Here is a 24129-nt window from a genome sequence, read left to right as displayed (position 1 = left end):
CAAACTCTCCGACCTCGGCGTCACCAAAGCCGCCATCCCCGAACTGGTCCAAGGCGCAATCATCGACCCCTCATGCGGAGGGAATCCGATCCAACTCAACCAACAAAACATCACTGAGCTGTTTAAAGTGGCGATCTGACAGTGAGCGCTGAAATCGTTCTCATAATCCTTGCGGCCGCGTTGCTGCATGCGATCTGGAACACGGTTGTAAAAACGGCCGCTGATCGAACAGTCACGCTGGGTCTGGTTGCACTGGGGCATGTTATCCCGGGGGCGCTGATGGTGGCGGTTCTGCCGCTGCCGAATGTCGAGAGCCTGCCATATCTGGCAGGTTCGACCGTTGTTCATTTCGGATATTTCTACATGCTGAATCAGGCCTACCGGCATGGTGATCTCAGTGTGGTGTACCCGATCGCGCGCGGTGTGGTTCCTGCGCTGGTCGCTCTTTGGGCCGTGATGTTTGCGGGCGAACATCTGCCGACGCAGGCCTGGATTGGGATCGCGGTGATTGCCACCGGCATTCAACTGTCCAGCTGGTCGGTTTTGAGGCAAGGGGTCGGTAGGGCATCGCTTGTTTTCGCATTGGGAACGGGCTGCTTTATTTCCATCTACTCGCTTGTGGATGGCCTGGGCGTGCGTGTGTCAGGCAACATCCTGAGTTATTGGGCCTGGCATTCGGTTCTGCATATCTTTGTTGTGGGCTTTGTCGCGCTACGGCGAGGCGCGCGTGTGCTTGATTTGCCTCTGCGCATCTGGGTGATCGGGATTGCAGGCGGAATGGTGTCGATGACGGCTTACGGCCTAGTGCTTTATGCCAAGAATTTCGCTCCGCTTGGCGTCGTGTCAGCCTTACGCGAAACCTCAGTGATCTTCGCGGCCCTAATCGGATTTCTGTTCCTGGGTGAAGGCAATCCCATGCGACGCCTTCTGGCGGCCGTGATGATGGCCGCTGGCGTGACGCTGATCGCATTGTCGTCATGAACACATGCTGGGATGAGTTGAATGATTCTTGCGAGAGATCTGAAATCCACCTGTCACGCCGCATGAAACTGCAGGTTTGTTGTGCCATGTTGACCGGAAAAGGCAAAAAAACCAAAATTGTCGCAAAAGATTTACATTTATTGTGGATTTTTGCGCGAAAATGTGACCGAGTCTGAAAATGGATGATGATAGCGTAACCATCCCACATCGTGGCCGAGAGCTGCTGGATGTCCTTGCGCGGCTGGGGGGGTCAGCGCGCAACACTCAGATCGCCCAGATCATGGACGTCTCTGAGGAAACTGTGCGTCGTTTGGTCAAGGCACTGGCGCGCGCGAACAAGGTTGAGCGTGTGCATGGCGGCACATTTCTGTCTCGGGCGCAGGATACACCGATGTTTTCGGGCGCGTTGGAGTATAATGCCGACGAGAAAACCAACATCGCCAAGCGGGTCTGCGGGTTGCTTGAGGACGAGATGGTGTTGTTCATCACCGTTGGCTCGACCATGACTCATGTGGCCGAGCAACTACGTGAGCTGCGGGGTTTGACCGTCGTTAGCAACTCTTTGTCAGTTGTCGCATCCCTGGCCGATCACAATGGCACGCGCGCCGTTCTGGCAGGGGGCGAAGTAATCCGCTCCGAACGAGGCAGTTTTGGCCGTGCGGCTGAAGAACTGGCGTGTCAGTACAGCTATGACGCGGTGATCTGCGGCGCGGATGCACTGTCGCTGGTTGGAGGTGTATTGGCCTCGAACCCGCTGGAGGCGGATCTGACCCGTGCGCTGCAAGGGAACACGCATCGCATGATCGTTGCAGCGGACCACACCAAATTCGGTGCAAAGGCAGCCAACGTGTCTTGCCCGTTCGACAAGGTGACGGATCTGGTGACCGATATCGCCCCACCCGATGCGTTTGCACCCGTTCTCAAGCAAGCTGGGGTCCAAGTGCACATTGCATCGCAAAACGATGTCAAATCCGGGCCGGAAGAAACAGAGCCCCGGAAGCAAAAAAAGAACAAAGAAACCTCCGAAAGCAAAGCGGGCAAATCGGGCTCTCGGAAACGCAAAACGAAATAAACAAAACCTAGGGAGAAAACATGAAAAAGCTTCTTATGTCAGGTGTGGCCTTTGCCACAATCGGGGGCGCGGCCTGGGCCAATTGTCCTGCTGCAACCGTCGCGGATATGCAGGGCGTCGCAGCTGGTGCTTATCCTCAGCAGTTTGATCTGTCCGAGTTTCAATCAGCTGCAAACTGTACGCTCAGCTTTGCCGAAAACCCGGCTATTGGGGATCTGAACGGCATGATCCGTGGCAATGGCGATCTTGCGGCCGTGGCAGATCGTCTGCCGGCTGACCCGTTGGTCATCGTACCCTATGACTCGATAGGTCAGTATGGCGGTGTTCTGGACGCGCTCTCCAACGCCACAGAAAGCGGCACCTCGGACTTCCTTTCGGTGCGTCACGTCAACCTGTTCCGCTATTCCGACGACCTGCAGACCCTGGTGCCCAACGTGGCGAAATCCTGGGAATGGAACGATGACTTCACCGTGCTGACCGTGAATCTGCGTGAAGGCCACAAGTGGTCGGATGGCGCGCCATTTACGGCGGCGGATATCGTCTTCTGGTACGATAACCTGATGATGGACACCAATGTCATCGCCGAAGCGAAGGATTATGCGCTGGCGGGCGGTGAGCCCATGAAGGTCGAAGCGCTGGACGACACCACTGTCCGCTTTACCCTTGCCGCGCCCAAGCCTGGCCTGACCGAGACATTCTCGTTCACCTATGTGCAGCCCTACCAGCCCAAGCATTTCTTTGAAAAGTTCCACCCGGCGCTGGATGACAACGCCGACGCCAACGCGCAGGCGCTTGGTTATGAAAACGGGTACGAGCTGATCAAGGCCTATTATGGCAACTCGGACTGGATGGATACGCCATCTCCGATGCTGACAGCCGGTGACAAACTGGCGGGTCTTCCCACCGACACCATGCCGACGCTGGAGAGCCATATCCTTGTGAAGGAGAGCACCGAGGGTCGTCACTACGTGGCCAACCCCTATTTCTTCCAGGTCGACACGCAGGGTAACCAGCTTCCCTACATTTCGGAAATGGATGAAACTTACGTTCCGGACGAAGAAGTTCGCACCCTTAAGTTGCTGAATGGCGAGGTCGATTACAAATCGCAGGGTGTTAACCTGACATCCGCTCCGGTGCTGCTCGAAGGTCAGGAGAACGGTAACTACACGGTCGAGGTGAAGCCTTCGATCGGCTATCCGGTTCTGACGTTCAACGTGACCGCAGAAGACGAGGCCAAGCGCGCGATCTTTAACGATATCCGGTTCAGAACTGCGATGTCTGTTGCGATGGATCGCAACCAGCTGAACGAGGTTGTCGCCTTTGGTCTGGGAACGCCGACACAGTACATCGGCTTCTCGCCGCGTCCCGATTTCATCGACGAAAAATGGTCGAACCATGAGATCGAATTCGACGCAGAGCGCGCCAATGCGCTGCTGGACGAAGTCGGTCTTGTCGACAAGGACGGTGATGGCTTCCGCGACTTGCCGAATGGTGATCCGTTTGTTCTGGATTGGCAGTTCTCGACCCAGCCAGCTTCGGCGCAATTGGTGGAACTGATTGCTCAGAACTGGAAAGACGTTGGCGTCAACACCGCGATCAAAGAGGTGACATCCGACGAATTCCGCGCCGCACAAACGGCCAACTCGCTGGATATGGGCCTATGGCTGAAGAGCCAGCCAGCCGGGTCGATCCTCGGGGACAGCGAGATCTGGGTGCCTCCGTTTGATGGCTATTTCGACGTACGTACAGGTATGCTCTGGGCTGAATACATCAGCTCAAACGGTGAAAACGGTGTTGAACCGCCGGCTTGGGTCGCGGATCTGAAGGCTGCATTGGACACCTATCAGTCCAGTGCACCCGGCTCTGATGCGTCAGTATCCGCCGCGCAGAAGATGGTCGAGATCATGACCGGCGAGCTGCTGTTCCTGGGTACCGTGAATGCTCCTGCCCCGATCTATCACTCGAACAACCTGCAGAACTTTACCGAGTTCAAAACGCAGTCTTACGAGTTCTATCGGACCTATCCTTACCGCCCCGCACAGTGGTGGCTGAGCGAATAAGGTTGAGAAGATAAGAAGGTGGGCGCCCGCGCCCGCCTTCACGCATCCCGCGGGGACAGATATGTTGCAATTCTGCAGATTTGCCGCCACCCGGGCGGTTATGGCGTTGGTCACTTTGGTCATCGTATCGCTGATTGTTTTTTCACTGATGGAACTGGTGCCCGGTGACTGTGCCGAGCGCTATTTGGCGTATAAAAACACCCAAGGGTCCGCGATCACCGTTGCTGACGTTGCAGCAGAACGCGCCCGACTGGGGTTGGATCAACCGTTCCTGACCCGATGGGCCACCTGGTTGTCAGGGGCGTTTCGTGGCGATTTCGGCGAAAGCTGCATCCTGCGGGTGAATATTGCACAGCTGCTGGGCGACAAGTTCTGGCTGTCGCTGTGGATCTGCCTTGGCGCTTTGACGCTGGCTTATGCCATCGCAATCCCTGTGGGCATCATTTCTGCCGCCTCGCGCAGTGCGGTACTGAACAACTCACTGCGGATCGTCAGCTATCTGGGTCTGGCGATGCCGAACTTCCTGCTGGCCCTGATGGTGATGCTGGTTTCAACCGTTTATTTCGGCGAGACACTGACCGGGCTGTTCTCGCCCGAGTACAAAGAAGCGCCTTGGTCTTGGGGCAAGTTCCTCGATTTGCTGAAACACGCCTGGCTGCCGATCTTCATTCTGGGCTGGTCGGCCACAGCCTTTGCGCTGCAGACCGTGCGCGCGTTGATGTCGGATGAGATCGGGAAGCTGTATGTCACCGCTGCTGCCGCGCGGGGCATTTATGGCCGCCGACTGTTATGGCGCTATCCGGCCCGTCATGCGCTGGGGCCGATCGTCAACAGCCTCGGCTTTGACCTGAACCGGATCTTCAACGAACTGCCCATTGTGGCGCTGATCCTGACATTGACCGAAGCCGGGGCGCTTTTGCTTGAAGCGTTGGCGCGGTCCAATGATCAGCAACTTGCGGGGGCCATCATCTTTCTGCTGACGGCATCCATCGTGACGTTGAACTTCTTCACCGACATTCTGCTTGCGGTGATCGATCCGCGCGTGCGCAAAAGTATCCTCAGGTGACCAGATGACTGCGACAATCGACAACCAAAAGGCAAAAGAAGCCTATTTCACCGCCTCGCAGCGTCAGTTGATCTGGGCCCGATTCAAGAAACAGCGCGCGGCGATGATTGCGGCCACAGTTCTGGTCGTCCTGATCCTGTCGGGCATCTTTGCTCCGTTCCTGTCGCCTTACGATCCGACCGCCGCAGGGCGTGACAAAGACTATCTGAACGGAGCCCCGCAGATTCCAAAATTCTGCGACAAGAATGGCTGCTCGATCCGCCCGTTCCTGCACGGGGTAACCCGCGAACGCTCGTTGGCGACCAATTTCCGCTGGGTCGAGAAAGTGAACGAGGATGAACGCCGATATATCCAGTTCTTCGTTCTGGGCGACAAATATAAGCTGTTTGGAGTCATTCCCGGTAACATCCACCTGTTTGGTGTCGATCAGGGCTATGTTCACCTGTTCGGAACCGACAGTGCCGGCAAGGATATCTTCAGCCGTACACTGCATGCGGTTTGGACGTCGCTACAGGTCGGAACGCTTGGGGTGATGATTTCGTTCGTGCTGGCGCTCGCGATCGGAGGGGTGGCCGGATATTACGGTGGAATGGTCGACAGTGTGATCCAAATGATCACCGATGCGATCCGTACGGTTCCGGCCATACCTCTGTTCATGGCGATTGCGGCCTTTATCCCGCCGGAATGGTCGGCCGAGACACGGTTTTTCGTGATAACGGCCATATTGGGACTGGTCGGCTGGCCGACGCTGGCGCGGCGGGTGCGTACCCATCTGCTAACGGAACGCAATCAGGAATACGTGCTTGCGGCGAAACTGTGCGGCGCGTCGCCGGGCCACATCATCCGGCGTCACCTGCTGCCCAGCTTCACCAGCTACATCATCGTCGATCTGGTGATCTCGTTCCCTTATATGGTCCTCAGCGAAACCGCGCTCAGCTTTATCGGGCTGGGGCTGAAAGATCCGGTCAACTCACTTGGCGTGATGTTGCAGAATGTGACCAAGGCGGATGTTCTGCTGAATTACCAATGGTATTTCATCCCGGTCATCTTCTTTGTCGTTCTCGTGATGTCTTTCGTGTTCGTTGGCGATGGCCTGCGCGATGCGGCTGATCCTTATTCGGAGACCCGCAAATGAGCCTGATCGATGTCGAAAACCTGTCCGTTCAGTTCAAAACCGATGAAGGGTTGATCACGGCGGTTGAGGATGTTTCGTTTTCACTCGCCCCAGGCGAGGTGCTCGGGCTGGTCGGCGAAAGTGGATCAGGGAAATCAGTGACAGCAAAATCACTGATGAAACTGAATCCACCCAACGCGATCTATGCACCGGAAAGCCGGATCGATCTGCATCTCGACAGCGGCCCGGTTGATATCATGGCGCTGAAGCGGCCCAGGGACATGGAGATTGTGCGCGGCGGGGCGATCAGTATGATCTTCCAAGAGCCGATGGCCAGCTTTGCCCCCGCGATCACCATCGGCAAGCAGATGGTTGAACAGTTGCTGATCCACACGGATCTCAGCAAAAAGCAGGCCAAAGAACTATCGATCGAAATGCTGGACCGGGTGGGTATCCTTGAACCAGCGGCCCGGTTCAACCAATACGCTTTCGAATTGTCGGGCGGGATGCGTCAGCGGGCGATGATCGCCATGGCGCTTTCGACCAAGCCCAAACTGCTGATCGCGGATGAGCCGACAACGGCGCTGGACGTGACCATTCAGGCTCAGGTTTTGGATCTGATGAAGGATCTGGTGGCCGAGTTCGGCATGGGCATCGTCTTCATCACCCATGACCTAAGCGTCGTCGCCCAAACCGCCGACCGGGTTGCGGTGATGTATCTGGGTCGGATCATGGAAAGCGGACCTGTGCGTGAAGTGATCCGCCATCCGGCACATGCCTATACGCGTGGTCTGCTGAACGCGTTACCCAAACTCGATGATCTGGACGCACCGCTAACCCCGATCCCCGGCGATATCCCCTCACCTCTGGAGCGGCCATCAGGCTGCGTGTTCCATCCACGCAACCCGGAACTCAAACCCGGATCGCGATATGAAACGGAACGCCCACCCTTGACCGAGGTCAGCCCCGGCCATTTCGCAGCCATTTTCCCCGAAGACGTGCCAGGCCAGCCATGACAAATGCACTGATCAAAACCGAAAACCTGTCGGTCGAATTTCCCCTTGGTGGCGGGTTGTTTAATAAGCGCACGCTGAAGGCGGTCGACAACGTCTCGATCGAAATCCCGCGAGGGGCTTTTGTTGGGGTGGTCGGCGAGTCCGGCTCGGGCAAGACAACACTTGGCCGCGCATTGCTGAATGCGGTTCCAATCACCAGCGGTGGCGCAAGCTATGATGATGGTGAAGAGCAGTTCGATCTGACCAAAATGTCAGCAACCGATCTCAAGTCCTATCGCCGTCGGGCTCAGTTGATTTTTCAGGACCCTTACGCGGCGCTTAGTCCTCGGATGACCGTGCGTGATATCATAGCCGAACCGCTGGATGTGATGGGCCTGACCGCATCGCGTGAGGAAACCGATGCGCGGGTTCGCGAGATTGCGGGCAAATGCCGGTTGAACCTTGAACATCTGCGACGCTATCCGCACGCGTTTTCGGGCGGTCAGCGTCAGCGGATTTCGATTGCGCGGGCGCTGGCCTGCAACCCGCGATTTGTAGTTGCCGATGAATGCGTGGCGGCGCTGGACGTGTCGATTCAGGCGGATATCCTGAACCTGCTGAAATCCCTTCAGCGAGATATGGGCCTGACCTTCATGTTCATCAGCCACGATCTGTCGGTTGTGGCCCATACCTGCGATTTTGTGGTCGTGATGTATCACGGCAAGATCGTTGAAAGCGCCCCGACGCGCGAACTGTTTGCCGCACCCAAGCAAGACTATACCAAGCGGTTGCTGGATGCGATCCCATCGCTGGACCCCGATCATCGAATGCGTGCTTGATCAGGGCGCGCTGACCTGCGCCTGTCCGGTCTCGGTCAGCACAATCTCGGTCGCGCCATCTGCGCTGCGCTCGCTGGGTGGGACAAGGACATCGATGCCAGGCCGGTCGGGGCCAAAGGTGTTGCTGACCCGGCGGACCGAACTGAGAATCGCCAGCAGCGCCGGAGACGTCGCCGCCACGAAATGAGATGATCCCGCATCGCTGTTGAATGCAGTCGTGTCGATCACGCTGATCGGATATTCGGCCAATGCGTCGACCGAACTGATATTACCCAACCTCTGACTGTCCGCGGTGCCGCGCAGCCGAGCCGACAGGTTCAGAATCTTGTCCTTCTGGGACACCATCACCACAAACGGGTCGGGCGGGCTCTTGATGCTGTTCATCTGGGATCGGAACAGATCCACATCCAGATCAGGTGAGATCAGGATGACCCCCTCAAGATTGCGGCTTGCCCACCCCGGCTCGCGCAGTTCGGCTTGCCGCATCATCTCCATCGATAGGGCGCTGCCCATCGAATGCGCTATCAGGACGACCCGCTTTACGCCCATTGATTTGAGCAATCTAATGGTCTGTTCCAGCCCGTCTCGGGCAAACAGCATACTGTCCAGATCATAGGCGTAACCGGTGCCGCGCGCCTTACTGGGCCAGGAATAAATCAGAATGGTTCCGGGGATACCGATATCATGGCTCAGCTGAGCGGCCCGAAATGCGGTCTCGGTTTGCGTAGCGTTATACCCGTGAACAAAGATGACCACGTCATCCACGCCACGCAGACGGGACTTCAGATCCTGCGGACCCGAGAACTCGGTAACATCGGCCACGACAAACTGTTTGTTCGGATTCGGGTTCGCGTATGAGAACTCGAGTTCACCCGGCGTGTGCGACGGCGGAATAGAGACGGTCATCTCAAGGTAACGCAATGCCTCGGCACGGTTAGCTCCGTAGCTGCCATCCGGCTCGCGCGCACGGGTAGTGGCGGCAAAGACCGTGGCGGGGGTGCCGACCCTAAGGGCTTCGGGTGTGATCTCTGTGATAGACCGATCCGCACAGGCGGTTAGCACAGACAGCGTTACAATGATGATGAAATAGCGCAGCACGCTCTGCCCCTCTGAAGTCACAGGGCTACGCTACCGTATTCCCGCCCCGCGTCCAGCCTGAGGGCACGACTCATTGGCAAAATCCGGCTGGCACCTGTTACAAAACGTAACGGCTGAGGTCTGTGGATTTTGTCAGCTCGCCAAGATTGTCGTTCACGAAACCTGCATCGACGGTGATCTCAGCCCCTGCCTGATCCGGTGCGGTGAACGAAAGCTCTTCGAACACGCGCTCCATCACCGTGTAAAGCCGCCGCGCACCGATATTCTCGATGCTTTGGTTCACATCCGCCGCAATCCGGGCCAAGGCTGCGATCCCGTCTTCGGTGAAACTGACCGTGACCTCTTCAGTGCCCATCAGGGCAGTATACTGCAGGGTCAGAGCGTTGTCGGTCTCGGTCAGGATGCGTACGAAATCCTCTTCTGTCAGGGCGCGCAGCTCCACGCGTATCGGCAAACGGCCCTGAAGTTCTGGCAGCAGGTCCGAGGGCTTGGCGATGTGAAACGCACCGGATGCGATGAAAAGGATATGGTCGGTTTTCACAGGGCCATGTTTGGTGCTGACAGTGGTGCCCTCGATCAGAGGCAGCAAGTCGCGCTGAACCCCTTCCCGGCTGACATCGCCCCCGCGCGCATCGGATCGGGCGCAGACTTTGTCGATCTCATCCAGAAACACGATGCCGTTCTGTTCGACGGATTCCAAAGCCACACGGTTGACGGTTTCGTCGTCCAGCAACTTGTCGGCCTCTTCGCCAATTAAGGCCTCATAGCTTTCAGCGACAGTCATGCGTTTCTTGACGGTCCTTCCACCGAAGGCCTTGCCGAAGATATCACCCAGATTCATCATCCCCATCTGACCACCCGGCTGGCCCGGTATATCGAACATCGGCATCGGGTTCGTGGTATCTGACAGTTCCAACTCGATTTCGGTATCGTCCAGCTCACCCGCTTTCAGCTTCTTACGGAACATCTCCCGCGTCGCTTCGCGGGCGTCGGTTCCAGCAATCGCCTCGATCACGCGATCCTCGGCGGCCTGATGGGCGCGGGCTTTGACATCCTCGCGCATATACTCGCGGGTTTGCAGGATTGCGGCGTCAGCCAGATCACGCACGATCTGTTCAACGTCCCGACCGACATAGCCGACCTCGGTGAATTTGGTGGCTTCAACCTTGATGAAGGGTGCGCGGGCCAGTTTGGCCAGACGGCGGCTGATCTCGGTCTTGCCAACGCCGGTGGGTCCGATCATCAGAATGTTTTTTGGATAGACCTCATCGCGGATGTCATCTGGCAACTGCTTGCGCCGCCAGCGGTTGCGTAGCGCCACGGCGACGGCGCGTTTCGCGTCTTTCTGCCCGATAATAAAGCGGTCCAGTTCCGAGACAATCTCGCGCGGGGTCAGGTCGGTCATATGTGTTCTATCCGTATGTTTCGCAGCGGAACCTAATCATACGGCGCGAAAACACAAGCCGATCACGAGAAGATCACGGCAACTCACGGGCAGCACACGGAATTTCGTGGTGATGTGAATCGCCAGATGCACAGCGTCTGCGGCATAACCTTTCGCGACGGACTCTGCGTCCGTATGACATTAGGGAGATACCTCATCATGATGACTCGTCGTTCGCTTTTTGTGAAAGCTGCAGCTACCGGCGCGGCCCTGTCTCTGGTCGGCACCACCGCTGCCCTGGCCGGTGGCGCAAAAAAGAAAGGCACATTTGAAGGCCGCTCGAACCACGTCACTACCGGTTCGGTAAAACTGGTCAAAGATGGCGAGCGTTACATTGTTGAACTGGGCGACGACTTTTCGCTGGACAACGGCCCCGACCCGCGTGTCGCATTTGGTAAGAACGGCACATACGCCCCAGACAGCAAACTGGGCGCGCTGCTGCACCTGACCGGCAAGCAATCCTATGCCGTGCCGCCAACCATGGATGTCTCGGGCTACAACGAAGTTTACATTTGGTGCGAGGTTGCCGGCGTCCCGCTGGGCGTTGCTTCGTTGAAGTAATCACACCCTTCAGGGGTCGGGCTTTCCGGCCTCTGACACGCCGTTAGGTGACAGGGCAACTGTCTGTTACACTCGCCCCAAGATATTGGAACTGGGGGCGTTTTCATGACCAAGATTGCCAAGATCACCCTGCTGTTTGTGGTCTTTGTTGACCTGATCGGACAAGGACTGGTGTTTCCCATTATCAACTCCCTGATCATGGAAACGAAGTCCGGCTTCTTGCCGGAAAGCACGGCCATGGGCACAAGGCACTTTTATTATGGTCTGGTGATCGGCTGCTTCTTCCTGTCTTGGTTTCTGGGGGTGGTCTATGTCTCGAAAGTTTCAGACTCCATCGGGCGCAAGAATGCCCTTTTGGTCTGTTTGACCGGGGCGCTGGTCGGTTACGCCCTGACGATCGCCGCGCTTTATCTCAACAGCCTGCTATTGCTGATCATTGGTCGTTCGATCACCGGGTTTACGGCTGGAAATCAGCCCATCGCACAAGCGGCGATGATCGATGGCAGCACCGACGCTGCCGACCGCGACCGCAACATGGGTTATATTGTGACTGGTGTCAGCTTTGGCTTGGTCGGAGGACCGATCATAGGCGCGGTTCTGTCCGATGCAGCCTTATTGGGCAGCGCGGCGACATTGAAAACGCCTTTCTACGGGGCGTTTGTGCTGGTCCTGATTGCAATCTTTCTTGTGACCGCGTTCTTTAAGGATACCAGAACCGAGCGTGAACCTTTTGTTTTCCGCCCACGCGACATCACCGACAGTCTTATTGCTGTGCGCGAGCACCCGCTGGTTCTGAAGATCATGCCAGTTTACGCCCTGTTCATGGTCGCCAACGTTACTTTCTATGTATTCGTCGACAACTTCCTGACCAGCGCGTGGGGTTATGGCGTAATAGGGGGCAGCATGGCGATGGTGGTCATTGGCGTTGCGCTGGCCTTTTCCAGCACCTTCCTTGTGAAACCAGCGCAAGAGAGGTTCAGCAAGCACCAGATCATCTACACCTCATTGGTCACCATGGTGATCTGTGGCTTTGCCTTCGCATTCAGCCCCAGCGGGGTGCTGAGCTATATTCCGGTCTTTTTCTTCTACTTCTTCTTCGGCGTTTCTTACCCGACGCTGCTAGGCCTGTTCTCAGCCAGCGTTGCCGAAACGGATCAGGGCTGGGTCATGGGGGTGACCACAGCCGTGTTTTGCCTAGCAGGCGGTATTATGTCCCTGATCGGAGGCGGATTGATGAGCATCGACATCCGCGTGCCGTATTATATCGTCATTGTCACTGCCCTGATGGGCCTGATCGGGATGCATTTGAGGTGGAAGGGGAAAGAGATCAAAGCGCTATTGGCGTAAAGAACTGCCGATAGAGCGGAAAGGGTCACCTACTCCTGCTCTTCCTCGATTTCTTCTTCGTCAAGTTTGCGCTGGCTTTCCTGTAATGGCGCGCGCTCGATCAGTGCCCAAATTTCCTTTTTGGTCTTCTTTGAAACAGCGCCTCTGGCTTCCAGCTCGATCAATAGCGAGCGTGTCTGATCTTCGGTACAGCCAATTGTTCTGCTGAGCCGTTCCAGAGTTTTGAACTTGTATTTGGTATCCCTCAACATGGACTCAAGCAGCTTCTTGCGAGGCTCTTTCCATGTCTTGGCGTGCTTCCGGTTCCGATATTCCTCAAGCACAATCGGCCCAACAATGCCGCCAATCAGCCCACCAAATATCGCTGCCAGAACCGCACTCATGACCCGATCGTCTCAACCGTCAGATTGCCGTTGGTATACACGCAGATATCCGCAGCAATTGCCATGGCTTCACGCGCCACATCCTCGGCCGGTTTGTCGCTATCCATCATCGCACGGGCCGCCGCCAGGGCAAAGTTGCCGCCCGACCCGATTGCAGCGACGTTGTGTTCGGGCTCAAGTACGTCCCCTGCCCCAGTGATCACGAGCAGATCCTTGCCGTCGGTCACAATCAGCATCGCCTCGAGCTTCTGCAGATACTTGTCGGTGCGCCAGTCCTTGGCCAGCTCGACCGAAGCACGCGCCAATTGGCCGGGCGTCGCCTCAAGCTTGGCTTCCAGACGTTCCAGCAGCGTGAACGCATCCGCCGTAGATCCGGCGAATCCGGCGACCACTTCGAACCCGCCCGGTGTCAGGCGACGCACCTTTCGCGCAGTGCCCTTGATCACGGTTTGGCCCAGGCTGACCTGCCCGTCCCCGGCGATGACAACCTGCCCGCCCTTCTTGACGCCAATAATAGTGGTGCCGTGCCATCCGGGAAAATCGCTGTCTGCCATGAATGCCTCCGTTATCCGTGCTGCCATATATGGGCCGGGCACGGGTTCTGCGCAACCGGTTCTAAAACTGCCCAAAAGATATGCAGTAAACGCAAACCGGGGCTGTTGAGTCAGCATTTGTGAGACTCAGCCGCCGGAGTTACATGAGGCTTACAACCGACAACGGGTCGGCTGTTTCTGTTAAAAGGACTAAGCACATGGCAAACGCAATCGCAAAAACCCATGCGCCGCGCGGAGCAGTCACCATCCTGCACGCAGTGGACGCATTCTCTCATGCATTCGAAAACGTTGTCGAATGGTACAAATCATATCAGACACGCAACGAACTGTCGCAACTGAGCGACGAGCAGCTGGAAGACGTCGGGCTGACCCGCGCTGATATCTCCAAGTTCTGATCCAGGATTTGAACACTTATAAGATGAGCCGCTCGATTGAGCGGCTTTTTCTTTTTCAGCTTTCGACGAATTTACCTGCGAGATCAGGCAGATAAGCCTCAACTGCAGCAGTGGCTACGACATGCCGGGTACCCGCCTCGGCATCCTCGACATCCAGTCCCCCTTTGACCGCCCGAACCGAGGCGCGGCCCCGCGGCAGATCCGAGGCGACAAGATCACAATCAACCTTCTCAGGCTGTTGAACGCCAATCGTGACCTCAACGCGCATCTCCTCATGACTGATGCCCAGTTTGGAAAACAGCGTGATGGACGAGTGGTGCAGCGCGTCTTGAACAGCGCGGCGCGCGGCCTTGGTATAGTCCTGACCATACAGGTCGTTGCCGGTCCCCATCTCCAGAATGATGCGTTTTTCCGTCATCGGGCGGGCTCCATATCAAATGAGACAACGATCGCGGCGTTGGCGATCACCGTGCGACCTTCAGAATGGGGTTTGTCGATATCCAAGCCACCATGTGTGACCGTGATGTTGGGCTGGCCGTAGGGGAAAATGGCCTTCAACGCCTGTGAATCCACCCGGTCCGGTTGCTGTACTCCGATTTCCGCGTCGATGATCATGGCCTCTTTCGGGAATCCGAACAATTCCGCCATATTGACCGAGTTATGCCAGAGCGCATCCTTGAGCGCGCGCAGCGCTGCTTCGGTATAGTCTTCGCGCCGAAGCGACGTACCCATACCGAATTCCACCAATACCCGAGTTTTGGGCATGTCGCCTCCTTATTCCTGATGACCCGACAATCTGCACGAGTTCTTGCGAATTGAAAGAACCAGTACAGTGAACTGCATCCGGCCAAACCACGAAACCCGAATGTTTGGTGTGTACCGCAGCTATCGACTAGAATTCTGTCTGTTTAAGCACACGATCTATGAAAGGTTTGATTCCATGACGTATTTTCGGCTCATGTCATCATTGTTGTTGTTTGGACTTCTGGCGCCAGGCGTATCCGCTGAAGTCATAGAAAACAAAGCGAAATTTATGAACCTGATCGTTGATAAGAAGCTGGTTCAGGGCGAAACCTGGGTGACAATTCACAAGGACGGCACGGTTGAGGGCAAAGGCCCGAAAGGTGGCAGTATCAGCGGCACGTGGGAGTGGAAAGACAGGTATTACTGTCGGAGAATCGTGATCGTCGGTGAAGTGATGCCCCATGACTGTCAGGTGGTTTCAATCGCAGACGACACCGTTACATTTACCCACAAAGACGGCGCGGGAGTATCGGTGAGGTGGACCATCAAGTGAGTCTAAACTCTTGTCACGCAGTGGCTTTCACAAAAAAAGGCGCCTAATGCGGGGCGCCTTTTTGCGTTCGGACACTAGCGAAGGTCAGATCGACTCGTCGATCCAGCTTTGCAGGGCCGCCTTCGGGGCCGCGCCAGCGCGGTTCGAAACCACCTGACCGTCTTTGAAAATGAACAGCGCCGGAATCCCGCGCACGCCCATGGCCGCGGCTGAGTTTGGGTTGCTGTCGACATCGACCTTGGCAATCTTCACCTTGCCACCATATTCGCTGGCCAGCTCTTCCAGGGCGGGGCCGATCTGCTTACAGGGGCCGCACCACTCGGCCCAGAAATCCACCACGACGGGGATATCGGAATTCTTGACTTCGGCGTCAAAGGTGTCGTCGGTAACGGCTACGGTCGACATGTCTGTCTCCTGACTGGGAATGCTTGGGCTCAGAACCTAGGTGCGGCACCGGGCAAGGTCAAGATATAGGGTTCGGTGTCAGAGCGTCCGTCACCATATCGTGTGGCAACCACATCAGGTGCGCGGTTCGCGTCCACAAGATAGCGGTGCGGATACTGTGATTGGGATAGATTTGCGACAGGGCATGGGCGTAGGCCGCCATCTGGCGCAACAGCCCTTCGGGACAGGATTCTGGCCCGGTCGGAACAGTCGCATTGGATTTGAAATCAATCACATGCACCTCTGTATCCGTTATAATCAGCCGGTCGATGACCCCATGCATTCGTGTGCCGTTCAGATCGGCAGAGACCGAAACCTCGGTCAGCGCATCCGAGCCAAAGACCGGTTTCAGATATTCGGCCGTCAGCACCGAAGTGGCCTCAGTCAGCAGATCTTGCCGCTCAACATCTTGCATATCGGCCAGAAGCCGTGCGCAAAGCTGCGGCCATTGATCCTGTGCGGCAGCAGGAAGATGTTCGAGCAACAGGTGCAGCTGCGATCCGCGTCGTTTCGCCGCCTCTTCATCCTGCCCCGCATCTCCGGGCAAGGCCTTCGCACCCCCAAGATCAGAGGGGCTGAGCGTTTCGGCTGGCGCGGGTGCATTTGGCGCGGGGTGGTCAAAAAATACAGGCAAATGCTGTTCGTTGTGCGGGATGCTGCCCTGTTCAACAGCGGGCAAAGCCTCCCAATCTCCATGCGCTAGTCGAAGGTTCTGGGTGCCGGGTACATGAGTAGCCCCTGCCCGCACCATCGCAGCCTCAACCATCTGATACCAACTGTTGCCATCCTTGCCTACATCCCCGGCGGCCGCCACTATTAGCCACTTTTCTGCCCGTGTTAGAGCCACATAGAGTAGCCTCAGCCGCTCATTCTCCTCGCGCGTTCTGGCTTCTTGGCGCGCAGCTGCGATTAATGCAGGTGAGGCATCAGAAGGCACTTTCCACAACGGAGTATCGCCCGCCATCATGATCTCGGCATCTCGTGGTGGCTGTCGTTTACCAGTGTCCGGCAGGATTACGATCGGTGATTCCAATCCCTTCGAGCCATGAACGGTCATCACCCTGATCATATTGCCGACTCCGCTCATCTGGCGCTTGATCTCCAGATCGTCGGTTTGCATCCAGACCAGAAAACCGGTGAGGCTTGGGATATCTGTCCGTTCATAGGCCAGCGCCTGCGACAGCAACGCGTTGATACCATCCTCAGCCTCGGCCCCAAGCCGGCCCAGCAGTTTGCGTCGCCCGTCATGGCGCGTCAGGATACGTTCGATCAGATCATAAGGACGCAGAAAATCGGTTTGATCGCGTAGGTCGTTCAGAATCGCAAGCGTTACCGGGAACTCCTCGGCACGATTGCGCAACGCTGCCCATAGATAAGTTTCCTCCCTGCGATGAGCCAGATCGAACAACTGTTGTTCCGTCCAGCCAAACAGTGGGGATTTCAGGACTGTCGCCAGGGATAGGCTGTCTTCGGGTGTGGCCAGAAAGCTCAGCAAAGCAGCCAGATCCTTGACCGCCAATTCCGCGCCCACCTTCAGGCGATCCGCCCCCGCGATGGGCAGGCCCTCACTTTTGCAGGCGCGAATGATCTCGGCAAACAGGTCCGAGCGGCGTTGGACAAGGATCAGAAAGTCGCGGGGCTGCACTTTGCGCCGGACAAATGTCCCCGACGCATCGCCATCATCGGGAATGGTGGCGCCATCCCTGATCATATCCTTGATCGACCGGGCAACTTGTTCTGCCAGAATGACGGTGTGATGCCGCGCGCCGGGTCGATCAACGGGATCGGTCCAATCGCTGTCATCCTCGTCTTCAACCTTCTCGATCACCGGCCATAGGTCGACGCGCCCAGGAAGATCGGCCTTGAATGCCCGGTGTAAGGCATCCTTGTGGAACCCGGCCTCTACATGGTTTTCGAACAGTACATCGACCAGCCCAAGGATCGCGCTGGACGAGCGGAACGAATATTCCAGCGTTGAATCCCACAGTTTAGAGCCTGATTCTCGAAGTTTTCGTCCAAATTCGGCCTGCATCTGGTCAAAGGCTTGCGGGTCGGCACCTTGGAAGGAATAGATTGACTGTTTCTTGTCGCCGACCACAAAGATCGTGCGTTCAACTCCGGATCGGGCCCCTTCCCCGCTGGTAAATTCCTGAGCCAATTTTTCGATCACGTCCCACTGATCTGGGCTGGTGTCCTGCGCTTCGTCCACCAGAATGTGATCGATGCCACCGTCGAGCCGGTACAGCACCCATTCCGCCACCGCTGGGTCGTTCAGCACCTGACGTGCGCGCAGGATCAGGTCATCAAAATCCAGCCAACCCCTCACCTGCTTGCACCGCTCGTATTCCGGGAGGAAGGCCGCGGCAAAGCGATGTAATACATGGGTTTTCTGGGCCGCAACCAGCGCCAGTCGTTGTTCCCGCGCGGCTTCGACCCGCAGCATCAGGGCCTCGAGCTGGGGCATCCGATCTGCCAGCACCCCTTCACGCAGCGCCTTGGTTGGAAAGCTGTTGAGTTTTGCGGCAAAGGGCTCTTTCGCACCCTTACCCGTCAATAGGACGTTTTCAAGTATCGTCAGTTTGCTGAGCCGGGCGTCGGTAAAGCCGACAAGCTTGTCGGCGGCCTTGGCATTGTTCCCTCCGCTTTCCGAAAGCGCGGGTAAAATGGACTGGATCAGTTCGACCTCACCGCCCAGAAACACGTTACGCAGCAGGACCTGTTCATCAAAACCTTCGGGCAGATCAAACCGTTGCAGAATGTCCGGCCATTGCAGCACATGTTCAAACTGATTTCGTTTCTGCGCAACAGCGGCAGTCAGTTTGTCAAAACCGGTATCGGTGACAAAGCGGGCAACGTCTTCGATCAATTCGGCCTGAGGGCCGTCGGCAAAACTTTCAATGATCTCTTCGCGCAGCAACGCCGCAGCCCGGTCTTCCATTTCGGAGAACTGAGGGCTGACCCCCGCCTCAAGCGGGAACCGTCGCAGCAGCGAAGCACAGAAGGAGTGGATCGTTTGGATTTTCAGGCCACCAGGCGTCTCAATAGCGCGGGCAAACAGGGTCCGTGCTTGCGCCAACCGGTCGGGATCGATCACGCCCGGTACGCCAAGTTCGACCAACTCAGACTGAAGGTCGCCGTCGCCCAACATTGCCCATTTGCCAAGACGTTTGAACAACCGGTTCTGCATCTCGCTGGCCGCGGCCTTGGTATAGGTCAGGCACAGGATATGCTGCGGCTGTACGCCATCCAGTAACAGCCGCGCCACCCGGTCGGTCAGCACCCGGGTTTTGCCCGAGCCCGCATTGGCCGCCAGCCAGGTTGAGGCGTCCGGGCGCGCGGCCTGAACCTGCCGTTCGGTGGCATCATTGCGGGGGGTCATGTCAGGTCCTCCGGTTCGGTTTCCGCCGAACGATCCCACTCGCCGAACCGGGCGAGGTGATCATAGTCCCCTATATCTGTGTCCTTGTGCGGCATCCTGCGTGAAGAGAACCCCTGATCAGGCTCTAAATAAGCTGAAATGAGCTCTTTCAGTTCGGCCAGCACCTTGTCGGTCGGCTCTTTCTGCAGCGGTGCGGGCACTTCTTTATAGGTGCCGCCCATGCCAATGAAGATCGCCTGTGCAACGGGAAGCGGATCGAATCCTTCGATACCGCCCTGCTCGGCCATTGCGGCCTCGATCAGCAGTTGTTTGTCGAATTTGGCTTGCTGACTTTCCGTTGGCGGAGTGCCCGTCTTGTAGTCGATGATACGCAAAGCCCCCTGCCCGCTTCGATCGATTCGGTCGGCACGTCCGGCAATGGTGAAGTCCAGCGGCGTCAACGCCAGCCGCATTCCAACTTCAAATGCTACAGGCCCGCCATCGGCGCGGCGGTGAATCTCGGCGGACAGAAAGCTATCGGTAATCCGCTCTAGCCGCGCCAGCCACAGCTTTCGGGCAGTTGGCCACGCAACGTGGTCGTCCAGCAGAGCTTTGGCGCGTTTCAGGAAATTTTCTCGGGTCAATAAAGCCGGATCCAGAACGCTGTCGCGCACGAATTGTTCCATCACCTCGTGGATGACGATACCGCGTAGCAGGGCATCTGGCGCCTGAACCAGCGGGTCCAGTTGTCTCAATCGCAGGACATGTCGGGCATATATGGCGTACGGATCGCGGATCAGGCGTTTGATTTCGGTCACCGATAGCCGCCGTGGCCGCGCCGCGACGGGTGGTCGTGGCGACGGGCGGTGCGCGGGTGCGATTCGGGGTGCATGTTCCAGCATCTCTGCCCAATCCAGCCACCGTTGGCCCCGCGCTTGCATTGCTTCTAACGCCCTAGTTCCACCCTGTTCAGGCAGGCCTTGCAACAGGTTGGTCATGCGGTTCAGCCAACGGGATGGTACGGTTTCCGCATCATCCGAGCGGGTAGCGCGGGTCAAAACCACCTCTGCAGCACCTGCCGCCTGCTGGAAGTCATGCGCGGACAGGCCGATCCTGCGTTCGGGCAGTAAAAGACCGGCCTCATTGCGCATCTGACGGTTCAGCCAGGGGTCGGGTGCCGCAGCCTCGGGCCAGCTGCCTTCGTTCAAGCCACCCAGAATTAGCAGATCCGCACCCTGAACGCGCGCTTCCAGGGTGCCCCAGATCATCAGATGCGGGTGAGGTGCATCACGGTCGCGGACTTCTTCACCTGCCAACAACGCGCCCAGAAGGTCGGCAAAGTCATGGGCGGTCATCGCACCGCCATGCTGTGCTTCGGCTTCCAAAGTAGAGATCACCGCAAGCGCCTTCTGGCCCGCGTTCTTGTCCCACAATGTGCCAGATTCACCGGTTGCACCTGCCGAGATCATCTCGGCCAGCGTGTGAAGCCGGGCGACCCAGTCCGGCAGTGGCTGTTCGGTGGGGTCGTATTGATCGCAAAATGTCTGGGTAACCCAGCGGACCCAGTCCTCGGGCGCTTCAGTACGAATGGCGAAAGCGGTCAGGCTGGCGCTGTCGGGAAAGGGCGGGCCATAGCGACGCAGGTCAAGCTCAAGATCGCGGGTATGCAGCAGGTGGCTGCCCCGGTCGCCCCCGTCATGGCACAGTGGGTGTTTGAGCAGCGTCAGCAGAGCCTCGCCATCCAGGCGGCGCGCGAACAGCCCGGCGACATGGCGCAGGAACCGCCCGGGCGGAGACAGCTGCAGTGGCAGGCCCGCGCTGTCATCAGGCAGGATATTCCACCGGTCCAGTGCGGCGCTGACCTGCCGGGTTAGCATCCGGTCGGGGGTGATTAGCGCGGCGGTCTGGCCGGTCTCGGCGGCTTGCCGTAGGCGTAGCGCAATGGCCAAGGCCTCGGCCCGGGGCGAGGGCGCCTCGATCAGCGTCACATCCTTGGTCGCACCGTTCAGGTCGGGCAGGAGCGGGCCTTCAGTCATCCATGCGTCGGTGACCGGGGCAGGGCGCAATGCAAGCGAAATCAGCTTGTTACGGGCAGGTGAAGGGGCCTGATCCGTGGTCCATGGCCGGATTTGATCCGGGCCAAGCCCTAGCCCAAGCATCAGCTTGCGGAACCGGTATTGAGGATGATCCTCAGATGTCAGCGGGTTATCCAGATTGTGCCAAACATGTTCAGGCTGATCGAAATCATAGCCAGGCAGCACCAGCGCCCCCTGAGGCAGACGCGCGACCGCCTGCATCAGCATCAGGGTGGTCCCGCGAGACCCGGTAGAGCCTGCCAGAATGACAGGATGTTCGGGCGGCGACGCCTCCCAGCGCGCGATCAGGTTCTCGACCACGCGCCGCTGTCTGGCCTGCGCATCCAGCGCGTCCGAACCGGATTCCATGAACTGATCGGCGATGCCGATAAAGGCCTGCGCCCGTGCCCAATGGCCGGACATGTCGCTGACATCCAGTTGCCTGATCGCATCGGGCGAGACACCTTCCCCCTGCATCTCGTCGATCAGCCCGGCCAGACTGTCAGACAGATCGAACAGCGAGGACCGGGCCGCCAGATCGGGTTGCTGGTCTAGCAGTTTTGCGATCAGCTGCGTCAGCTCCAGCCTGCGACGCAGAGACGGGATTGCGGGTGGGATCTGCGCCAGATCGGCGCTTTCGCCAAGATCGGTGACCAAAGAGAGGCGTGGCAAAAGGCAAGCGGGACCCTGATCAAACAGATCGCGCACCTGGCGCGCCATCCGTCGGGTGTTGATCACCAGTTGCACCCGGGCCAGCGCGTCGGGCGGCTGCCCCACAAACCGCTCATGTAGCCCGTCAACCAACACCTTGGGAAAATCCGCTCCCGGAGGAACGGCGAAGGCCCGGGGCAGGGCGCTGGGCTCAAACATCGGCAATCAGCCCCTCGGCCAGATCAATACCCTCGGGACGCCCCACATCGCACCAGCGACCGGGGTAAGACAGTGCGAACAGGCGCTTTTGCTGCAGCATTCGATCCCACAACACGTTCAATGAAAACACGTCCTCAGCGATGTCATGCAGCGCTTCGGTTTTCAGAATTTGTACCCCGCCGTAAACAAGACCTGCACCGCGGACGATCCGCCCTGTGCTGTCCTGAGTGAAGTCACCAGGGCCGGAGTGGCCAAGGGTTTGCCCAACTGGAACGCACATCAGCAGCGCATCCATTTTATCCGGATTCCACTGATCCTTCAGTAAATTCAGCGGGTTGGGCCCAGCCCAGATCGCGTCGCTGTTCAAGGTGAATACGGGATCGGATCCAAGCAGAGGTAGCGCTGCGCGCAGCCCACCACCAGTATCCAGAATGCGCGGTTCTTCCCGCGATATCATAACGTCGCAGCCCGCCAGATGATCAGCCAACTGATCAGCGTGGTAGTGCAGGTTGGCAACAACCCGCAGCGGCCTGAGCGCATCGACCAGATCCAGTGCGTGATCAATCAGGGGCCGCCCGGCCACCTCGATCAGCGGTTTGGGCCGGTCTTTGGTCAGGGCACCCATGCGAGTACCAAAGCCCGCGGCAAACAGCATTGCAGCTTGGGGGGGGCCGGTCATTGCGCCCTCAGCTTTTCCAGGTTTTCGGGGCTTGGGGCGGGCAGAGCGCTGCGCAACAGGTCTGCCACCGGCACCAACCCGGGATGTTCGAGATCGCGCATCAAATGTGCCCACGCAGCCGGGATCAGGTCGACGTAGTGTGGCTTTCCATAATCGGTCGCCAGCCGGGCAAAACCGCCCAGAATGCGCAGGTTACGCTGTGCGCCCAGAACAGCATATGCGGTGCGGAAATCATGCCCATCGACGCCGGTTGCGGTGATATAGCGGTCGATCATCCGCATCTCGATCCCGGCGGGCACAGTCCGACGCACATCCTGTAGCAGTGACATCAAATCATAGGCGGGATGCCCCAGCATCGCGCTTTGGAAATCCAGCAGACCGACACGCGCCAGACCTTCGCGCTCGGGCAGCCAGATCAGGTTTTCTGCGTGGTAATCGCGTTGCACAACAACCCGCGTTCCGCCGGTTTCCCGGTGCAGGATATCCGCAAAGCGCAGCTCGAACCGGGCGCGGGCCTCGTCGTCGTGCGATCCAAGAATGCCTTGCGCATATTTCGTGAACGACAGCGCCGCCAATTCGGTCATCAGAGCGGGGTCGTAACTGTCGAGCGAAAGCGTCGGCGCCGCGTGAAGATGGACAAGTACATCGGTTGCGGCGTCATACAGCGTGCGCTCAAGCGTCGCATCGTCCCGCAAGACGCGTGCGAACAGATCGTCGCCCAAATCTTCGAGCAACAGAAACCCGTATTCGCAGTCCTCGGCGTAGATTTCCGGCGCACTCAACCCAATGGAACGCAGGTATTTCGACATACGCACGAAGGGTTCAACAGCTTCGCCCTTGTCGGGCGGAGCATCCATCAAAACGGCGGTCCGGCCGGTGGCAGGGTCGGTCAGACGCTCGTACCTGCGGTTCGAGGCATCACCCGCCAAAGGCGTATGCCGTGCGCCGTTCCATGGTGTCTGCGCGATCAAGGCTTCTGCCAGAATGGCCCGGTTCGTCATTGGATCCCCTCCAGCTTGGCGTTCCATTTCGGGTCTGTCCACGACATCTTAAGTTGTCGCGTATCTTGTTCGTTGGCGTCTGTGGTGAACCGGATCAGTAAGGCCGGCTCTGGCGTCAGGGGACCCAGCTTTTCAGGCCACTCGATCAGGCAAATGCCGGCGTCGAAGGCGTCGACCAGCCCCAGCTCTTCGATCTCTTCCACGGCAGAAAGACGATAGAGGTCTGAATGCCAGACCTCACCAAGCTGCGTCTCGTAAACCTGAACCAGAGTAAAGGTCGGTGAAGGCACATCTTCGGGTGCGGACAGAAGAGATTGGATCAATGCGCGTGCGAAATGGGTTTTGCCGCTGCCGATGGTACCTTCAAGCAGGATAGTATCGCCAGACTGCAATGCGCCACCCAGTTTGGTGGCAACTTCAGCAGTGTCGAATGGGGATTTCGAGGTCAGAGTCAGCGGTGCGTTCATAGCGTCACAATGAACCTGCGCCGGGTCGG

Annotated in this window: 23 protein-coding genes and 1 pseudogene; 12 read left to right on the top strand and 12 right to left on the bottom strand. The window is 57.9% G+C overall.

The window, feature by feature from the left end:
* From ACR0DE_RS19525 to ACR0DE_RS19490, 8 genes and pseudogenes are all read left to right on the top strand, one after another.
* A pseudogene (locus ACR0DE_RS19525) lies at nt 1–139 on the top strand (iron-containing alcohol dehydrogenase); the annotation flags it as partial.
* 2 nt (nt 140–141) lie between these two features.
* Nucleotides 142–981: an EamA family transporter gene (locus ACR0DE_RS19520; protein ID WP_480754879.1), complete on the top strand. Its 840-nt coding sequence runs from the start codon at nt 142–144 to the stop codon at nt 979–981.
* Between the two features lie 178 nt (nt 982–1159).
* The gene (locus tag ACR0DE_RS19515; RefSeq protein ID WP_170594917.1) at nt 1160–2053 is read left to right on the top strand and encodes a DeoR/GlpR family DNA-binding transcription regulator; all 894 of its coding nucleotides are present in this window, start codon (nt 1160–1162) and stop codon (nt 2051–2053) included.
* A 20-nt stretch (nt 2054–2073) separates the two neighbouring features.
* The gene (locus ACR0DE_RS19510; protein ID WP_170397784.1) at nt 2074–4113 is read left to right on the top strand and encodes an ABC transporter substrate-binding protein; all 2040 of its coding nucleotides are present in this window, start codon (nt 2074–2076) and stop codon (nt 4111–4113) included.
* Nucleotides 4114–4174: 61 nt separating this feature from the next.
* Nucleotides 4175–5179, top strand: a complete 1005-nt coding sequence (locus ACR0DE_RS19505; protein WP_170397787.1) for an ABC transporter permease — start codon at nt 4175–4177, stop codon at nt 5177–5179.
* A gap of 4 nt (nt 5180–5183) precedes the next feature.
* Entirely contained in the window at nt 5184–6314 is a 1131-nt protein-coding gene (locus ACR0DE_RS19500; protein ID WP_480754878.1) for an ABC transporter permease, read from the top strand.
* The gene (locus ACR0DE_RS19495; RefSeq protein WP_170407909.1) at nt 6311–7309 is read left to right on the top strand and encodes an ABC transporter ATP-binding protein; all 999 of its coding nucleotides are present in this window, start codon (nt 6311–6313) and stop codon (nt 7307–7309) included. The genes ACR0DE_RS19500 and ACR0DE_RS19495 overlap by 4 nt, the downstream gene beginning before the upstream one ends.
* Nucleotides 7306–8127, top strand: a complete 822-nt coding sequence (locus tag ACR0DE_RS19490; protein ID WP_170397796.1) for an ATP-binding cassette domain-containing protein — start codon at nt 7306–7308, stop codon at nt 8125–8127. Before ACR0DE_RS19495 ends, ACR0DE_RS19490 begins: the two co-directional genes overlap by 4 nt.
* Here the strand turns inward: ACR0DE_RS19490 and ACR0DE_RS19485 are convergent, their stop codons facing one another.
* Nucleotides 8128–9225, bottom strand: a complete 1098-nt coding sequence (locus ACR0DE_RS19485; RefSeq protein ID WP_170566570.1) for an alpha/beta fold hydrolase — start codon at nt 9223–9225, stop codon at nt 8128–8130.
* Nucleotides 9226–9322: 97 nt separating this feature from the next.
* Nucleotides 9323–10630 carry an ATP-dependent protease ATPase subunit HslU gene (hslU, locus tag ACR0DE_RS19480; RefSeq protein WP_170407914.1) on the bottom strand — a complete coding sequence of 436 codons (1308 nt, stop codon included), beginning with the start codon at nt 10628–10630 and terminating at the stop codon, nt 9323–9325.
* A gap of 198 nt (nt 10631–10828) precedes the next feature.
* Here hslU and ACR0DE_RS19475 point away from each other — a divergent pair, with 198 nt between their 5' ends.
* Both ACR0DE_RS19475 and ACR0DE_RS19470 read left to right on the top strand, forming a co-directional pair.
* Nucleotides 10829–11230 carry a DM13 domain-containing protein gene (locus ACR0DE_RS19475; protein WP_480754876.1) on the top strand — a complete coding sequence of 134 codons (402 nt, stop codon included), beginning with the start codon at nt 10829–10831 and terminating at the stop codon, nt 11228–11230.
* A 105-nt stretch (nt 11231–11335) separates the two neighbouring features.
* Nucleotides 11336–12577 (top strand): MFS transporter, encoded by a 1242-nt coding sequence (locus tag ACR0DE_RS19470; protein ID WP_170664098.1) that lies wholly within the window; start codon nt 11336–11338, stop codon nt 12575–12577.
* Between the two features lie 29 nt (nt 12578–12606).
* On the opposite strand, the gene ACR0DE_RS19465 is transcribed toward ACR0DE_RS19470, so the two are convergent.
* Entirely contained in the window at nt 12607–12960 is a 354-nt protein-coding gene (locus tag ACR0DE_RS19465) for a hypothetical protein (RefSeq protein ID WP_170425354.1), read from the bottom strand.
* Nucleotides 12957–13514, bottom strand: a complete 558-nt coding sequence (hslV, locus tag ACR0DE_RS19460) for an ATP-dependent protease subunit HslV (protein WP_170397812.1) — start codon at nt 13512–13514, stop codon at nt 12957–12959. Before hslV ends, ACR0DE_RS19465 begins: the two co-directional genes overlap by 4 nt.
* 197 nt (nt 13515–13711) lie before the next feature.
* On the opposite strand from hslV, the gene ACR0DE_RS19455 reads away from it, so the two are divergent.
* Nucleotides 13712–13909: a DUF1127 domain-containing protein gene (locus ACR0DE_RS19455; protein WP_170397815.1), complete on the top strand. Its 198-nt coding sequence runs from the start codon at nt 13712–13714 to the stop codon at nt 13907–13909.
* A gap of 55 nt (nt 13910–13964) precedes the next feature.
* Here the strand turns inward: ACR0DE_RS19455 and ACR0DE_RS19450 are convergent, their stop codons facing one another.
* A complete protein-coding gene (locus ACR0DE_RS19450; RefSeq protein ID WP_170407917.1) occupies nt 13965–14327 on the bottom strand; it encodes a Lin0512 family protein in 363 nt (120 codons plus the stop codon).
* The gene (locus tag ACR0DE_RS19445) at nt 14324–14674 is read right to left on the bottom strand and encodes a Lin0512 family protein (protein ID WP_170397821.1); all 351 of its coding nucleotides are present in this window, start codon (nt 14672–14674) and stop codon (nt 14324–14326) included. Before ACR0DE_RS19445 ends, ACR0DE_RS19450 begins: the two co-directional genes overlap by 4 nt.
* Nucleotides 14675–14942: 268 nt before the next feature.
* Here ACR0DE_RS19445 and ACR0DE_RS19440 point away from each other — a divergent pair, with 268 nt between their 5' ends.
* On the top strand, nt 14943–15206 hold the full coding sequence (locus ACR0DE_RS19440; RefSeq protein WP_170397824.1) for a hypothetical protein: 264 nt from the start codon (nt 14943–14945) through the stop codon (nt 15204–15206).
* Nucleotides 15207–15290: 84 nt separating this feature from the next.
* Here ACR0DE_RS19440 and trxA read toward each other — a convergent pair whose 3' ends face one another.
* The 6 genes from trxA to tsaE are packed head-to-tail and all read right to left on the bottom strand — an operon-like array spanning nt 15291 to nt 24100.
* Nucleotides 15291–15611, bottom strand: a complete 321-nt coding sequence (gene trxA / locus ACR0DE_RS19435) for a thioredoxin (RefSeq protein ID WP_170397826.1) — start codon at nt 15609–15611, stop codon at nt 15291–15293.
* Between the two features lie 58 nt (nt 15612–15669).
* A complete protein-coding gene (gene addA / locus ACR0DE_RS19430) occupies nt 15670–19029 on the bottom strand; it encodes a double-strand break repair helicase AddA (RefSeq protein WP_480754874.1) in 3360 nt (1119 codons plus the stop codon).
* Nucleotides 19026–21953, bottom strand: coding sequence for a double-strand break repair protein AddB (addB, locus tag ACR0DE_RS19425; protein ID WP_480754872.1), 2928 nt, complete (start codon nt 21951–21953; stop codon nt 19026–19028). The genes addA and addB overlap by 4 nt, the downstream gene beginning before the upstream one ends.
* Nucleotides 21946–22632: a nucleotidyltransferase family protein gene (locus ACR0DE_RS19420; RefSeq protein ID WP_480754870.1), complete on the bottom strand. Its 687-nt coding sequence runs from the start codon at nt 22630–22632 to the stop codon at nt 21946–21948. The genes addB and ACR0DE_RS19420 overlap by 8 nt, the downstream gene beginning before the upstream one ends.
* On the bottom strand, nt 22629–23633 hold the full coding sequence (locus ACR0DE_RS19415) for an aminoglycoside phosphotransferase family protein (RefSeq protein ID WP_480754868.1): 1005 nt from the start codon (nt 23631–23633) through the stop codon (nt 22629–22631). The genes ACR0DE_RS19420 and ACR0DE_RS19415 overlap by 4 nt, the downstream gene beginning before the upstream one ends.
* Complete coding sequence (gene tsaE / locus ACR0DE_RS19410; protein ID WP_170407927.1) at nt 23630–24100, bottom strand: tRNA (adenosine(37)-N6)-threonylcarbamoyltransferase complex ATPase subunit type 1 TsaE; 471 nt, start codon at nt 24098–24100, stop codon at nt 23630–23632. Before tsaE ends, ACR0DE_RS19415 begins: the two co-directional genes overlap by 4 nt.
* Nucleotides 24101–24129 lie beyond the last annotated feature (29 nt).

This window comes from Ruegeria sp. C10, assembly GCF_056537805.1.
This window is presented reverse-complemented; position numbering and strand designations above follow the sequence as displayed.